The 14,665-nt window shown below is 71.7% G+C and carries 14 protein-coding genes; 6 read left to right on the forward strand and 8 right to left on the reverse strand.

Annotated elements, in window-relative coordinates; translation table 11 throughout:
- The first annotated feature begins 162 nt into the window (after positions 1-162).
- Together ACFYW1_RS11400 and ACFYW1_RS11405 are read left to right on the forward strand one after the other, a co-directional pair.
- Complete coding sequence (locus ACFYW1_RS11400; RefSeq protein ID WP_388990323.1) at positions 163-1,233, forward strand: SIS domain-containing protein; 1,071 nt, start codon at positions 163-165, stop codon at positions 1,231-1,233.
- A gap of 339 nt (positions 1,234-1,572) precedes the next feature.
- The gene (locus ACFYW1_RS11405) at positions 1,573-3,039 is read left to right on the forward strand and encodes a histidine kinase N-terminal domain-containing protein (protein ID WP_356930969.1); all 1,467 of its coding nucleotides are present in this window, start codon (positions 1,573-1,575) and stop codon (positions 3,037-3,039) included.
- Positions 3,040-3,249: 210 nt separating this feature from the next.
- Here ACFYW1_RS11405 and ACFYW1_RS11410 read toward each other — a convergent pair whose 3' ends face one another.
- Complete coding sequence (locus ACFYW1_RS11410) at positions 3,250-3,507, reverse strand: WhiB family transcriptional regulator (protein WP_003953983.1); 258 nt, start codon at positions 3,505-3,507, stop codon at positions 3,250-3,252.
- A gap of 319 nt (positions 3,508-3,826) precedes the next feature.
- Complete coding sequence (locus ACFYW1_RS11415) at positions 3,827-4,795, reverse strand: diacylglycerol/lipid kinase family protein (protein ID WP_388990326.1); 969 nt, start codon at positions 4,793-4,795, stop codon at positions 3,827-3,829.
- Between the two features lie 240 nt (positions 4,796-5,035).
- Between ACFYW1_RS11415 and ACFYW1_RS11420 the strand changes: the two genes are divergently transcribed.
- Positions 5,036-5,413 (forward strand): hypothetical protein, encoded by a 378-nt coding sequence (locus ACFYW1_RS11420; protein WP_388990767.1) that lies wholly within the window; start codon positions 5,036-5,038, stop codon positions 5,411-5,413.
- Positions 5,414-5,529: 116 nt separating this feature from the next.
- Here ACFYW1_RS11420 and ACFYW1_RS11425 read toward each other — a convergent pair whose 3' ends face one another.
- The 3 genes from ACFYW1_RS11425 to ACFYW1_RS11435 all read right to left on the reverse strand — a co-directional run bounded on the left by ACFYW1_RS11425 (position 5,530) and on the right by ACFYW1_RS11435 (position 7,384).
- The gene (locus ACFYW1_RS11425; protein WP_148839136.1) at positions 5,530-6,456 is read right to left on the reverse strand and encodes an RNA polymerase sigma factor SigF; all 927 of its coding nucleotides are present in this window, start codon (positions 6,454-6,456) and stop codon (positions 5,530-5,532) included.
- 23 nt (positions 6,457-6,479) lie between these two features.
- Positions 6,480-6,893 carry an anti-sigma regulatory factor gene (locus ACFYW1_RS11430; RefSeq protein ID WP_148839137.1) on the reverse strand — a complete coding sequence of 138 codons (414 nt, stop codon included), beginning with the start codon at positions 6,891-6,893 and terminating at the stop codon, positions 6,480-6,482.
- Between the two features lie 230 nt (positions 6,894-7,123).
- Positions 7,124-7,384 (reverse strand): UBP-type zinc finger domain-containing protein, encoded by a 261-nt coding sequence (locus ACFYW1_RS11435; RefSeq protein WP_384227037.1) that lies wholly within the window; start codon positions 7,382-7,384, stop codon positions 7,124-7,126.
- 80 nt (positions 7,385-7,464) lie between these two features.
- On the opposite strand from ACFYW1_RS11435, the gene ACFYW1_RS11440 reads away from it, so the two are divergent.
- On the forward strand, positions 7,465-9,066 hold the full coding sequence (locus ACFYW1_RS11440; protein WP_388990329.1) for a Na+/H+ antiporter: 1,602 nt from the start codon (positions 7,465-7,467) through the stop codon (positions 9,064-9,066).
- A 6-nt stretch (positions 9,067-9,072) separates the two neighbouring features.
- Here the strand turns inward: ACFYW1_RS11440 and ACFYW1_RS11445 are convergent, their stop codons facing one another.
- The 3 genes from ACFYW1_RS11445 to ACFYW1_RS11455 form a co-directional block, all read right to left on the reverse strand.
- Positions 9,073-9,963, reverse strand: coding sequence for a 1-aminocyclopropane-1-carboxylate deaminase/D-cysteine desulfhydrase (locus tag ACFYW1_RS11445; RefSeq protein WP_388990331.1), 891 nt, complete (start codon positions 9,961-9,963; stop codon positions 9,073-9,075).
- A 96-nt stretch (positions 9,964-10,059) separates the two neighbouring features.
- Positions 10,060-11,256 (reverse strand): globin domain-containing protein, encoded by a 1,197-nt coding sequence (locus ACFYW1_RS11450; RefSeq protein WP_388990333.1) that lies wholly within the window; start codon positions 11,254-11,256, stop codon positions 10,060-10,062.
- Positions 11,257-11,370: 114 nt separating this feature from the next.
- On the reverse strand, positions 11,371-11,817 hold the full coding sequence (locus ACFYW1_RS11455) for an RrF2 family transcriptional regulator (RefSeq protein WP_388990335.1): 447 nt from the start codon (positions 11,815-11,817) through the stop codon (positions 11,371-11,373).
- Positions 11,818-11,996: 179 nt separating this feature from the next.
- On the opposite strand from ACFYW1_RS11455, the gene ACFYW1_RS11460 reads away from it, so the two are divergent.
- Together ACFYW1_RS11460 and ACFYW1_RS11465 are read left to right on the forward strand one after the other, a co-directional pair.
- Positions 11,997-13,403, forward strand: coding sequence for a family 2B encapsulin nanocompartment shell protein (locus ACFYW1_RS11460; protein WP_388990337.1), 1,407 nt, complete (start codon positions 11,997-11,999; stop codon positions 13,401-13,403).
- A 116-nt stretch (positions 13,404-13,519) separates the two neighbouring features.
- A complete protein-coding gene (locus tag ACFYW1_RS11465) occupies positions 13,520-14,584 on the forward strand; it encodes a family 2 encapsulin nanocompartment cargo protein polyprenyl transferase (RefSeq protein WP_388990769.1) in 1,065 nt (354 codons plus the stop codon).
- Positions 14,585-14,665 lie beyond the last annotated feature (81 nt).

The following is a 14,665-nucleotide window of genomic DNA, read 5'->3' on the forward strand; positions in this document are numbered from 1 at the left end:
TCGAGATGTGGTATAGACCAATCGCGCCCCAATTTAGCAGACCTGTCCGCCGCGGGCACGGCTGTCTCGGGGGTTGTCCGCTGGCGGGTGCCGGGGGCCCCGTGGTCGACTGGACCGAACGGCGTCGCCGACGCCCCGGGGCACCCCTGGGAGGCTCCCGACATGTCCGCCACCCCTCCGGCCGACGGCAGCGAACGGCCGGGCCGGATCATGTCCGGCGAGATGGCCGAGCAGCCCGCGGTGCTGCGGCGCGTCCTCGACGAGGGCGCCCCGAGGATCCGTGAGACGGCCGCCGCCGTCGCGGCGCGCAAGCCCCGCTTCGTGCTGCTCACCGCCCGGGGCACGTCCGACAACGCGGCGCTGTACGCCAAGTACCTGCTGGAGATCCGGCTCGGCATGCCCTGCGGTCTCGCCTCGATGTCCACCACCACCGCGTACGGTGCCCGACCCGACCTCAGGGACGTCCTGGTCGTCACCGTCAGCCAGTCCGGCGGCTCGCCCGACCTGGTGGCCTCGACCCGGGCGGCCCGCGAGGCGGGTGCCATCACCCTGGCCGTCACCAACAACCGGGACTCGCCGCTCGCCGCCGTCTCCGAGCACCACGTCGACATCCTGGCGGGCCCGGAACGGGCCCTCCCGGCGACCAAGACGTACACCGCCTCGCTGCTGTCCCTCTACCTCTTCGTGGAGGGCCTGCGCGGCGGGGACGGGGCGGCCGCCGAGATCCTGCCGGAGCGGGCCGGGGAGATCCTGGCCCGCAAGGACGAGGTCCGGACCCTGGCCGCGCGCTACCGCTTCGCCGAGCGCATGGTCATCACCTCCCGCGGCTACGGCTACCCCACTGCCAAGGAGGCGGCCCTGAAGCTGATGGAGACCAGCTACATCCCGGCCCTGTCCTACTCCGGTGCCGATCTGCTGCACGGCCCGCTCGCCATGGTCGACAACATCTCCCCGGTGATCGCCGTGGTCACCGACGGGCGGGGCGGCGAGGCGCTCCAGCCGGTGCTCGACCGGCTGCGCGGCCGGGGCGCGGACCTGTTCGTGGTCGGCCCGCAGGCCCAGGTGGCGGCGGCGTCCGCGGGCTTCGTGCTGCCGACGGCCGGGGTCGCCGAGGAGGTCCAGCCGGTCCTGGAGATCCTGCCGCTGCAGATGCTGGCGTACGAGGTGACGATCGCCCGTGGCCAGGACCCGGACGCGCCCCGGGCGCTGGCCAAGGTCACCGAGACCCACTGAGCGCGGGGAACGGCCCCGGAAACACCCGCGGGCCACGGCGCCGGGACGGGACCCTCAGCCCGTCCGGCACCGCAGCCCGGAGCAAGGCCGGCGGTGTGCGGTGCCCCCGGCCGGGGAGAGGTACCGACGCGGTCAGGGCAGAGAGCGCGGTACCTCGATCCGCCCTCCTGTGCGGGGAGAGCGGAAGTCGTGTCCTAGCATTGTGGACTAGACCATTCGTCCGTGTCCATCCATGGGAGCACGGCAAATTTCCGGGCCCTCCCACCCTTGCACGTACGGCCGGGTCGTCCGGTTCGGAACCATTGCCCGTCCGCGGGTACGCTCGCACACGTGCCCTCCATGAACGACCTCGTCCGCCAGCACACGGCCCTCGGTGACACCGACCTGGAATGGCTCCACCTGCTGGTATCGGAGTGGCAGCTGCTCTCCGACCTGTCCTTCGCCGACCTCGTGCTGTGGGTCCCCACCCGCGACGGCACCCGCTACGTCTCCGTGGCCCAGATGCGGCCCAATACCGGCCCCACCTCCTACCAGGACGACATGGTCGGCCACCTCGTCCCGCGCGGGCGCCGTCCGCTGCTGGACGCGGCGCTGGACGAGGGCCGGATCGTGCGCGAGGGGGACCCGGAGTGGCGCGAGGAGGTGCCGGTACGGGTCGAGTCGATCCCGGTGCGCCGGGAGGGCCGGGTGCTCGGCGTCATCGCCCGCAACACCAACCTCCTCACCGTCCGCACCCCCTCGCGGCTGGAGCTCACCTACCTCCAGTCGGCCTCCGACCTGGCCCAGATGATCGCCGCCGGGGCCTTCCCGTTCCCCGGCCAGCAGGTCGACATGGACGCGTCGCCGCGCGTCGGAGACGGACTGATCAGGCTCGACGCCGACGGAATCGTCCAGTACGCCAGCCCCAACGGCCTCTCCGCGTACCACCGTCTCGGCCTCGCCTCCGATCTGGTCGGCCAGCACCTGGGCAAGATCACCGCCGAACTGGCCCCCTCCCGCGGCCCGGTGGACGAGGCCCTCGTCAAGCTCGCCAGCGGCTACGCGCCCCGGGAGTTCGAGGTCGAGTGCGCGGGCGGGGTGATCCAGCTCCGGGCGATCCCGCTCAAGCCCAAGGGCGTCCGGATCGGCTCCCTGGTCCTGCTCCGGGACGTCACCGAACTGCGCCGCCGCGAACGCGAGTTGATCACCAAGGACGCCACCATCCGGGAAATCCACCACCGGGTGAAGAACAACCTCCAGACCGTTGCCGCCCTGTTGCGGCTCCAGGCCCGGCGGATGGACTCCGAGCAGGGCCGCGAGGCGCTCAACGAGGCGGTGCGGCGCGTCGGTTCGATCGCCATCGTCCATGAGACGCTGTCCCAGAATCTGGACGAGCGGGTGGAGTTCGACGACATCGCCGACCGGGTCATCGCCATGGTCGCCGAGATCTCCCCGGGCAAGGTCACCTGCCGCCGCACGGGCCGGTTCGGCATCCTCGACGCCGAGGTGGCCACACCGCTGGCGATGGTGCTCACGGAGATCATGCAGAACGCCCTGGAGCACGCGTTCACGCTCGCCGAGTCCGGCACGGTGGAGGTCTCCGCGGTGCGCGGGGGCTCCTCGGTCGAACAGCGGTTGCTGATCACCGTCCAGGACGACGGCTGCGGTCTGCCCGAGGGCTTCGACCCGCAGCGCGCCGGCAATCTGGGACTCCAGATCGTCCGGACCCTGGTGGAGGGGGAGCTGGGCGGAACCTTCGGCATGGTCCCGGCCCCCGGACGCGGCACCCGGGTCGTCCTCGACATCCCGGTCCGCGCCGAGAAGTGACCTCGGCCGGGGGCGGGTCCGCTCCCGGCGTCCGGCCCGTCCCGGAAGGGTCAACACAGCAGTGGACCCGGGCCGTTGTGTGATCACACGGCCCGGGTCCACTGTTCAAGCATGCGCTTCGGGGGTACTGCGCGCTGCGACTCGGGGGGCGGGGTGGTGCGTACGCGCTGTACGCGCCGCCTGGCTGAGGCTCGTAGCGGTGGCGTCGGCTCAGGCGCTGGCGTTACGCGCCCGGTTGCGAGCGGCCCGGCGCTTCATCGCGCGGCGCTCGTCCTCGCTGAGGCCACCCCAGACGCCGGAGTCCTGGCCGGACTCGAGCGCCCACTGCAGGCACTGCTCCATGACGGGGCAGCGGCGGCAGACGGCCTTGGCTTCCTCGATCTGCAGCAGCGCAGGACCGGTGTTGCCGATGGGGAAGAACAGCTCGGGGTCTTCCTCACGACAAACGGCGTTGTGACGCCAGTCCATGGCTGCTACCTCTCCTTGGTATTGCATACTGTTGCTTGTGAATGTGAACGCTTTCACGAATCCCCCCGCAGGTGAAGGGCCGACGCCCAGTCGAGCTGGTTGTGGTCCTGTGCAGTGAGGAGGGGTTCTGGCTCTCAGTGGAGGCCGTTGTTGCGGGCCGTCCCGATCGCCATGTAGAGATTCGCAAACCTCAGCGGCGGATACAACCCCTTCTGGAAACTTTTTTTTGATTCCTCGGTGTCGACTAGGTCACAGCCGTACTTCTATGGGGTGGAGCCCAGCCCAAACGTTCGAGTTAAAGGACTTTGGTCCCTTCCACTCACACAATCACACGCAGTGCACGGCGTACGCCTGTGAACGTCACACTCGTACGCACTCCCAGGTGGTCGCCGTCCATCTGGAAGGGCAGCGGCACCTTTGAATGCAAGGTGAAGTTGGTGAGGTCATGAAGTGAAACCGCGTGCTTCCCGTGCGGACCCTTCTCGGGGCTCGAAGTGAGCAGCTGGGTGCCATAACGAGCGACCGCCGAAGTGGAGAGCCGCTTCAGTCCGAGCACGTCGAGGCCGGTGTCGAAACTCGCCTTGGGGGACGCGTACATGGGGCGATTCCCCAGGTAGGTCCAGGGGGCGGTGTTGGAGATTATGGACAGCGCGAGGTCGGTGACGGGTTCTTCCCCGGCGATCTCCAGGGTGATCGCCCCGTTCCTGCGACGCGGTTCCTCCAGGAATTGCCGGACCACCTGGCGCACGTACAGCGCATGGGTCGAACGCTTACCGCGTTCGCGTTTTTGTTCGACCCGGCCGACCACGCCCGCGTCGAATCCGAGTCCGGCGCAGAAAGTGAACCAGCGTTCGGGAACGGATTCGTCCTCGCTGCCCGGAGTACCGGCCGCCAGCCCGAGCCCGACCGTGCGTTCGGTGCGGTTGGCGAGTGCGTCCAGGATCGCGCCGGTCGCCTCCACCGCGTCGTTGGGCAGCCCCAGGGCGCGCGCGAACACGTTGGTGGATCCGCCGGGGACCACCGCGAGGCTCGGCAGGGCGTCCGGGTCGGGGCCGTTGTGGAGCAGGCCGTTGACGACCTCGTTGACCGTGCCGTCGCCGCCCAGGGCGACCACCAGGTCGATGTCGTCCGACTCCGCGGCCCGCCGCCCCAGGTCCCGGGCGTGGCCGCGGTACTCGGTGGTCACGGCCTCCAGCTTCATCTCGCTGGCGAGCGCGTGGATGAGCACGTCACGGGTCCGCGCACTGGTGGTGGTAGCAGCTGGATTGACCACGAGGAGTGCGCGCATGACCGCCAGACTACCTACCGCGCGGTATCGCCCTGAAGTCCTTCCCCATGACCTTTACGCTCAGTGACGGCTCGGGTGCGGCGGGGCCGGGCGGGTGGCCCGTCCCGTACCGATTCCGACCCCGGCTTCGCTTTCGCGGCACCGGGATGCCAACCTGCAGGGGTGAGTACTCAGCAGAACACGTCCGACCCGTCGCCCGCGCCGCGGCTCGAACCGGCGAAGCCGAGCAGGATCACCCTGGTGGCCGCACTCACCGCCCTGGAAGGGGCGGCGCTCGCCATCGGCGGGATCTACATGCTGGTCATGGGCCTGCTCGGCCGGCCCGAGAGCCCGCAGCAGGCGGAGATGGGCGGGCTGACGCTGATCGCGCTCGCCCTGATCCCGCTGTTCGCCGCCCGCGGCCTGCTGCTGCGGCGCAGCTGGAGCCGGGGGCCCGCGCTCATCACACAGATCATCGCGCTCCCGGTGGCCTGGACGCTGCTGAGGTCGCAGGGCGTGCTGATCCCGGCCGGGATCGTGCTCGCCGCGGTGACGCTGACGGCGCTCTACCAGCTGGTCAGGCCGACGACGGTCGAGGCGCTGGGCATCCGCAGGCCGGGCACCACACCGGACGCCTGACCCCGCCGGAACCGTCACGCGCCCCGCCGCCCGGCGCGCCCCACGGGGCGGACCGGACGACGGGGCGCGTGACGGTACGGGCAGGTGACGCCGGCGCCACCGCGGCCCGCCGGCCGCTACTCCTCCACGAGCAGCCGCTCGCGCAGCTGCGCCAGCGTGCGGGCCAGCAGCCGCGAGACGTGCATCTGGGAGATGCCGACCTCCTGCGCGATCTGCGACTGGGTCATGTTGCCGAAGAACCGCAGCAGCAGAATCCGCTTCTCGCGCGGCGGCAGGTCCTCCAGCAGCGGCTTGAGCGACTCCCGGTACTCGACGCCCTCCAGCGCCTCGTCCTCGGAGCCCAGCGTGTCCGCGACCGCCGGGGACTCGTCGTCGGTGTCCGGCACGTCCAGCGAGAGCGTGCTGTACGCGTTGGCCGACTCCAGGCCCTCCAGGACCTCTTCCTCGGAGATGCCCAGCCGCTCCGCCAGCTCGTGGACCGTGGGGGAGCGCCCGTGCTGCTGGGAGAGCTCGGCGGTGGCCGTGGTCAGCGAGAGCCGCAGCTCCTGGAGCCGGCGCGGCACCCGGACCGCCCAGCCCTTGTCACGGAAGTGGCGCTTGATCTCGCCCACGACCGTGGGGGTCGCGTACGTCGAGAACTCGACCCCGCGGTCCGGGTCGAACCGGTCCACCGACTTGATCAGGCCGATCGTGGCGACCTGGGTGAGGTCGTCCAGCGGCTCGCCCCGGTTGCGGAACCGGCGGGCCAGGTGCTCCACGAGCGGCAGGTGCATCCGCACCAGCCGGTTGCGCAGCTCGGCCTTCTCGGGCGACCCGTCGGGAAGCGAGCGCAGCTCGACGAAGAGCGCCCGCGCCCCGCTGCGGTCATGTGGATCGTGGTGCACGTGCTCGCTCATCTGGCCTGCCCGCTCCGCCTGCGACTGCTCCATCGCGACCGTACGGCCCGCAGGCCCGTCCGCCCCGTCCACCGGATGGGGCAGGGCCTGCTGCTCCGGGATGCCTGTTGCGCGTACCACCCCTGATCGCATCGTCTCGTCCCGCACAGGACCTTCCCCGTTCCCCTTGCTCACGCCGGCCCGGGTCCCGCGCCGCGCTGTTTGTAGAGGCTGATGCTGACCGTCCGGTCGTCGGCGACCGAGGAGTCGACCTTTCCGGCCAGTGCGGACAGCACCGTCCAGGCGAAGGTGTCACGTTCCGGCGCCCTGCCGTCCGTCGTCGGGGCCGACACCGTCACCTCGAGAGAATCCTCGACGAGCCGGAAGACGCAGCTGAGGACGGAGCCCGGCACGGCCTGCTGAAGCAGGATCGCGCAGGCCTCGTCGACCGCGATGCGAAGATCCTCGATCTCGTCGAGGGTGAAATCCAAACGTGCTGCCAGCCCGGCCGTGGCCGTGCGCAGCACCGACAGGTAGGCACCCGCAGCGGGCAGCCGGACCTCTACGAAGTCCTGATTCCCGGGCTCGCCTGCGATCTGGGACACCCTCACCTCCAAGGTGGCACAAACTCTTTCGAGGGTCCGGGAAGAAGCCCCGGAACCATGCGGTACGTCTTCGGTTGTGGCCCGGCGACGCTATCGCGACCCATGATGCCGTGTCGCCGGATCCCCGGCCCATGACTGTCACTCATGGTAAGCCCATGGGTACGCACAGTGGGTAGGGGTCTGCGGCGGCCAATTGCGAACGACCGGCGCCGGTTTGACGTACCCAGACGTCAGACGATCGAACCGTCCTCGAAGCACCAGCGCCAGCTCTCGCCCTTCTCGAAGCTCCGCATCACCGGGTGACCGGTCTCCTCGAAGTGCGCCGTCGCGTGCCGCAGGGGCGAGGAGTCGCAGCAGCCGACATGGCCGCAGACCAGGCAGAGCCGCAGCTGCACGGGGTGCGTGCCCGCCGCGAGGCAACCGGGACAGGTCTCGCCGAGTGGCACCGGTTCGGGGCGGGGCAACGCGGACACGTGGGGGCAGTCGCTCATGATTGTCAGGTTACGACGGTCGCGTGGGCCGTGAATCGCGACGGACGCCGGTCCGTGGACGCGGATGCGAGGACCGTGGAATGGATGCGTTGCCACTGGTGGGACTGGTCGCGGGCAGTGCCGCGATCGCGGGCGCGGCCCGCCGCACCCCCGTACCGGCCCCGCTGCTGCTGGTCGCCGCGGGGCTGATCGCCTCGTACCTGCCGGGGATTCCCGCGTACACCCTGGACGCGCACATCGTGCTTCCGCTGCTGCTGCCGCCGTTGCTCTACGCGGCGGCGTTCGACAGCTCCTACCTCGACCTGCGGGCCAATCTGCGGCCGGTCGCGCTGCTGTCCGTCGGCTACGTCCTGTTCGCGACCGTCGCGGTCGGCTGGCTGGCGTACCGCCTCGTGCCCGGTCTGCCGCTCACCGCCGCCCTGGTGCTCGGCGCGGTCGTCGCCCCGCCGGACGCGGTCACGGCCGCGGCGGTCGCCCGCAAGGTCGGGCTGCCCGGCCGGATCACGACGATCCTGCAGGGCGAGTCCCTGGTGAACGACGCCACGGCGATCACCGCGTACAAGGTGGCGCTCGCCGCCGCCGTGGGCGAGGGCATGAGCTGGGGCGCGGGGATCGGCGAGTTCCTGCTCGCCGCGGTCGGCGGCGTCGCGGTCGGCCTGGCCCTGATGGTGCCGCTGCACTGGCTCCGCACGCACCTGAAGGAGGCGCTGCTCCAGAACACGCTGTCGCTGCTGATCCCGTTCGTGGCGTACGCGGCGGCCGAGCGCGTGCACGCCTCCGGGGTGCTCGCCGTGGTCGTCGTGGCGCTCTACCTGGGGCACCGGTCCTGGCAGGTGGACTTCGCGACCCGGCTCCAGGAGGAGGCCGTCCGGAAGATGGTCGCGTTCGTCCTGGAGTCCTCGGTCTTCGCGCTGATCGGGCTCCAGCTCCCCTTCGTACTGAAGGGGCTCGGCGCGTACGACGCGGGCGAGGCCGCCCGGTACGCGGTCCTCGTCTTCCTCGCCGTCGTGGTGGTCCGCTTCCTCTGGGTCTACCCGGCGACGTACACGCCCCGGTGGCTGTCGAGACGGATCAGGGAGCGCGAACCGGGCACGGACTGGAGGGCGCCGCTGATCGTCGGCTGGGCCGGGATGCGGGGCGTGGTCTCCCTGGCCATCGCCTTCTCCGTCCCGTACGTCACCGCCGACGGGAGCCCCTTCCCGGCCCGCGACCTGGTGCTGTTCCTGACGTTCACCACCGTCATCGGCACCCTGGTCGTCCAGGGGCTCACCCTGCCGGTCCTGGTCCGGGTCCTGAAACTCCCCGGGCGCGACGCGCGGGCCGAGACGCTGGCCGAGGCACAGGCCCAGAGCGAGGCGTCCGCGGCCGCCGACGCCCGCCTGGAGGAACTCCTCACCGACCCGCACAACCACCTGCCGGGCCCCCTCGCCGACCGGCTGCGCGCCGTCCTGGAGCGCCGTCGCAACGCGGTGTGGGAACGGCTCGGCGCGGCCGACCCGGTCACCGGGGAGTCGGCGGACGACACCTACCGCCGCCTGGCCAGGGAGATGATCGACGCCGAGCGCGGGGTCTTCGTACGGCTGCGGGACGAGCGGCGGATCGACGACGAACTGCTGCGGACCCTGCTCAGACGGCTCGACCTGGAGGAGGCGGCGGCCCACCGGGAGGCGGACGCCCCCTGAAGGGCCTCAGGGGCAGCCCGTGACGACCGCCGCGACCGTGGTTCCCGAAGGGAACGCGCCTTCCGCGGCCAGCTCGGTGAGCGCGTACAGCAGCTTGGCGACGTAGATCCGTTCGACGGGCATCCCGTGGCGCTGCTCGAAGTCGTCCGCGAAGGCGTGCAGTGCCGGGGGAGTACGGGCGTAGCCGCCGAAGTGGAAGCGCTCGTCCAGGGACCACGACCCGGCCGGGCCGCCGAACGCCTCCTCCTGAAGGGCGCGCACCGCGTCCCCGAGGAAGCCGCCCCGCAGCACCGGGACGCCGAGGGCGCGCCGCCCCGGGCCCAGCCCGGCGGCGAGACCGGCCAGGGTGCCCCCGGTGCCGCAGGCCACCGCGGCCACGTCGACCGAACCGCGCAGCTCGCGTCCCAGCTCCGTACAGCCCTGTGCGGCCAGGGAGTTGCTTCCGCCCTCCGGGACCACGAAGCAGTCCCCGAAGGCGCTCAGCAGCCCCGCCAGGACCTCCGGATCGCCCTTCGCGCGGTACGTCGCCCGGTCCACGAAGCGCAGGGTCATCCCGTCGGCCGCGCACCGGGCGAGCGAGGGGTTCAGCGGGCGGTCCGCCAGCTCGTCGCCGCGCACGATCCCGACGGTGGGGAACCCGAGCAGCCGCCCGGCGGCGGCGGTGGCCCGCAGGTGGTTGGAGTACGCCCCGCCGAAGGTCAGCACGGTGCGCCCGGCGGCGGCCCGCAGATTGGGGACGAGCTTGCGCCACTTGTTGCCCGGCAGCTCGGGGTGGATGAGGTCGTCCCGCTTGAGCAGCAGCCGGACGCCGTGCTGTTCGAACCGCTCGTCGCGGACCTCCTGCGCCGGGGAGGGCAGCCGGGGCCGGAGGACGGGGGAGGGGGAGGAGGCTGCCATGCCCCCATTGTCGCGGCACGGCCGTGGCCGGCCGGGCGACGGGCCCGGCCGGCCACGGCGGTCATGTCCTCGCGGGGCCGCGAGCGGTGACCGGGATCAGTCCTGTGCCAGCCACATGTCCGGGCCGAACACCTCGTAGTGGATGTCGGCCGCCGGGACCCCCTTGGCCAGCAGCTGGGTCCGCACGGAGCGCATGAAGGGCAGGGGGCCGCAGAGGTACGCGTGGGTGCCGGGGGCGACGACGACCTCGCTCAGGTCGACCAGGCCGGTGCGCTCGGCGGGGTGGCCGGGCTCGGGGTCCTCGTACCAGAAGTGGGCGGTGGCGGCGGGGAGCTTCTCGGTGAGCAGGGCGTGGTCGGTGCGCATCGCATGGGTGGCGGGGGAGCGGTCGCCGTGCACGACGGTGACGGGGGCGCGATGGCCGATCGCCGCGAGGTGCTCCAGCATCGAGAGCATCGGGGTGCAGCCGATGCCCGCGGAGGCGAGCAGCAGCGGGACGTCGGCGGAGCCGAGCGCGAGGTCGCCGTACGGGGCGGAGACGCGCAGCCGGTCGCCGGCCCCGACCTCGGTGTACAGGTGGTTGGAGACCTCGCCGTCGGGTGCGCCGGCCCGGTGCACCCGCTTGACGGTGATCGAGCGGAGTCGCGAACCGGGGGCGGAGGAGAGGCTGTACTGGCGTATCTGGTGGGCCCCGTCGGGGAGTTCCACCTGCACGGAGACGTACTGGCCGGGGCGGAAGGCCGGGGCGGGCACGCCGTCGGCCGGGCGCAGCTGGAAGGTGGCGACGTCCGAGGTCTCCTCGATCCGGGCGACCACCTCCCACTCGCGCCACACGTCACCGGCGACGACGCCCTGCTGGGCGTACAGCCGCTCCTCGATCGAGATCAGGGCACCGGCCATCAGCCAGTAGACCTCGTCCCAGGCGGCGGCGACCTCCGGGGTGACCGCGTCGCCGAGCACCTCGGCGATGGCGGCGAACAGGTGGGTGTGCACGATCTCGTACTGCGGGGCGGTGACGCCGAGCGAGGCGTGCTTGTGGGCGATCCGGTTGAGCATCACGTCGGGGCGGGTGTCCGGGTGCTCCACCAGCTGGGTCGCGAAGGCGGCTATGGAGCCCGCCAGTGCCCGGCGCTGGGCGCCGGATGCCTGGTTGCCGCGGTTGAAGAGGTCGCGCAGCAGCTCGGGGTGGGCCGCGAACATCTTGCGGTAGAAGAGATCGGCGATGTCTCCGATGGCCGCGCCCACGGCGGGGAGGGTGGCACGGACGGTGGCGGTCGACGTCTCGGAGAGCATCTGTTCCTCCTGGAACCTTGAATTGGTATCTGAGATGCGTATTTTTTGCGAGAGGAAAACCGGGCAGGGGAGCCCGGTTCGTGGCGGTGGTGCGTGTGCGGGGGCGGTTGCCGGTCAGCCGGAGGGGCGGCTGCTGCTGATGCCGATCAGCAGGGGTCCGGTGGGAGCGGCGACGAGCTCGCCGATGGTGAGCGGGTCGAGCGAGGCGTAGAAGGCGTCCTCCGCCTGGCGCAGGGCCACGCGCAGCCGGCAGGCCGCACGCAGCGGACAGGGGGTGGTGCCCTCGCAGTCGACGGCGTCCCCGGGGCCCTCCAGTTCGCGGACGAGTCCGCCGATGGAGGCGGAACGGCCCGCCGAGGTGAGGCTGAGCCCGCCGCCGCGCCCCCGTCGCGCCTCGATGAGGCCGAGGTGCTGGAGTTTGGCGACGACCTTCGCGGTGTGGGTGTACGGCACCTGCATGGTGGCCGCCACCTCCCGGGTGGTCGGCGGTTCCTCGTTCTCCGCGACGGCGAGGCGCATCAGTACGCGCAACGCCACGTCGGTGAATTTCGTCAGCCGCATGACCCTCACGGTAGATAACTTGCATATGAGATGCAAGTTATCCCGCTCCTCGGGTGCGGTCGGACGCTTTGCCCAGCCCGTAGGCAGATTAGTCGCACTCTTTTGTGTAATGGCGTCGTGGCTCTCCGTGCTGAAAGGCTTCTTCGCGCAGGTCGATCGAAGAGTTGAGAGGACGCCAGATGTCCGTTGGTGAAGAGGTTCGGAGCGCGTCGACGCCGCCCCAGCAGAGTCTGGGCACGGCGGCGGCGCGGAACCTCGCGACGACCACCAAGTCCGCCCCGCAGATGCAGGAGATCACCTCGCGGTGGCTGCTGAAGATGCTGCCGTGGGTACAGGTGCAGGGCGGCACCTACCGGGTGAACCGGAGGCTGAGCCACTCGGTCGGGGACGGCCGGGTGACCTTCGTGCAGACCGGTGACCGGGTGGAGGTCGTCCCCGCGGAGCTCGGGGAGCTGCCCGCACTGCGGGACTTCGGCGACGAGGAGGTGCTGGGCGAGCTGGCCCGGCGCTGCGAGCAGCGGGAGATCGCCGCCGGGCAGGTGCTGGCCTCCGAGGGGGACGCGGCGGACGTCGTCTACCTGCTGGCGCACGGCAAGGTCGAGAAGGTCGGCACCGGTCCCTACGGGGACGAGGCGGTGCTGGGGGTCCACGCCGACGGGGCCTACTTCGGGGACCGGGCACTGGTCGACGGCGACGCCGTCTGGGACTGCACGGCCCGCGCCGTCACCGCCTGCACGGTGCTGACGCTGAGCCGGGCGGACGTGCTGAACCTCGCGGAGCGCGCGGACTCGCTCCGCACCCACCTCGCCGGCCTCCTCGCCATCCCGCGGCAACGCACCAACAAGTACGGCGAGGCGGCGATCGACCTCTCCGCCGGGCACGTGGGCGAAGCCGTCATCCCGCACACCTACGTCGACTACGAGCTCGCGCCGCGCGAGTACGAGCTGAGCGTCGCCCAGACCGTGCTGAAGGTCCACAGCCGGGTCGCCGACCTGTACAACCAGCCGATGAACCAGACCGAGCAGCAGTTGCGGCTCACGGTCGAGGCGCTGCGCGAGCGCCAGGAGCACGAACTGATCAACAACCGCGAGTTCGGGCTGCTCAACAACTGCGACTACGGGCAGCGCCTCCAGCCCCACGACGGGGTGCCCGGCCCCGACGACATGGACGAACTGCTCTCGCGCCGCCGCGGTTCGAAGCTCTTCCTCGCCCACCCGAAGGCCATCGCGGCGTTCGGCCGCGAATGCAGCAGGCGCGGCCTGGCGTCGGAGAGCGTCGAGGTCGGCGGACACCACGTGTCGGCCTGGCGGGGCGTGCCGATCTTCCCGTGCGACAAGATCCCGGTCAGCGACGCCCGGACCACGTCGATCATCTGCATGAGGACGGGCGAGGCCGAACAGGGGGTCATCGGGCTCCAGCAGTCCGGCATCCCCGACGAGATCGAGCCCAGCCTCTCGGTCCGCTTCATGGGCATCGACGAGCAGGCGATCGTCTCGTACCTGGTGACGGCCTACTACTCCGCGGCCGTCCTCGTGCCGGACGCGCTGGGCGTACTGGAGAACGTCGAGGTCGGTCGTCGCCAGTAACGCACCGGGGGCCGGACGGCGGTGTCCGGCCCCGTCGATCTCCGCCCCGGGCAGCCGCGTCCGGGGCGGTTCCGGGAGGACGGCCAGTGAAGACCCGACACGTACCCCAACCACCCATCCCCCGCGCCCCGGACGACGGCGACCCGGTCGCCCCCGTCGCGCAGGGCCAGGAGGCGCAGGCGCTCCTGGAACAGAGCCGGGCCCTCGTCGACCCGCGGCTGCGCGCCGCCGTCGACTCCCTGCCCGGGTCGATCCGCCGCGTCGCGGCGTACCACTTCGGCTGGGAGGAGGCCGACGGCTCCCCGTCCTCGGGGCGGGCGGGAAAGGCGATCAGGCCCGCGCTGGTCCTCGCCGCCGCACGGGCCCTGGGCGGCGACCCGCAGCGCGCGGTGCGGGCCGCCGTCGCCGTGGAGCTGGCCCACAACTTCACCCTGCTGCACGACGACATCATCGACGAGGACCGCACCCGCCGGCACCGGCCCACGGCCTGGGCGGTGTTCGGCATCCCCGCCGCGGTGATCACCGGCGACGCCATGCTCGCCCTCGCCCAGCGGCTGCTCGCCGAGGACCCGGACCCGGCGGCCGCGCGGGCCTCGGCACGGCTCTCCACCTGCGTCATCGAGCTGTGCGCGGGCCAGCAGGCCGACTGCGCCCTTGAGGACCGGGACCCCGACGGGGTCACGCTGGACGAGTGCCTGACCATGGCCGTCGCCAAGACGGGCGCCCTGCTCGGCTGTGCCTGCGCGACGGGCGCGCTCTACGCGGACGCGGAGGAGCGGGCGGTCGGCGCGATGGACGGATTCGGCCGGGAGGCGGGCCTCGCCTTCCAGCTCATCGACGACCTGATCGGCATCTGGGGCGACCCGGAGCGGACCGGGAAGCCGGTGGGGGCGGACCTCATCGCCCACAAGAAGTCCCTGCCGGTCGTCGCGGCCCTGACTTCCGGCACCCCCGCGGCGGCCGAACTCGCCACGCTCTACCGGGGGGCCATGGACACCCCCGACGAGGTGAGCCGCGCCGCCGACGCCGTGGACCGGGCCGGCGGCCGGGACTGGGCGCAGATCTGCGCCGCGGACCGGATGGCACGCGCGATCCACCACCTGTCCAGGGCGGTTCCCGACCTGGCCCGGGCGGGCGACCTGCTGACCCTGGCGGAGTTCGTCACCCGTCGGACGCACTGAGCACCGGACGGGAGGAAGGGGGAAACGCCCGGGCGCGGGGGAACGGCAAACGCCCGGGCGCACCGGACGCGGAAGGGGGCA

It is taken from the genome of Streptomyces sp. NPDC002669 (genome assembly GCF_042889165.1).
In the GTDB taxonomy this organism is placed as follows: domain Bacteria; phylum Actinomycetota; class Actinomycetes; order Streptomycetales; family Streptomycetaceae; genus Streptomyces.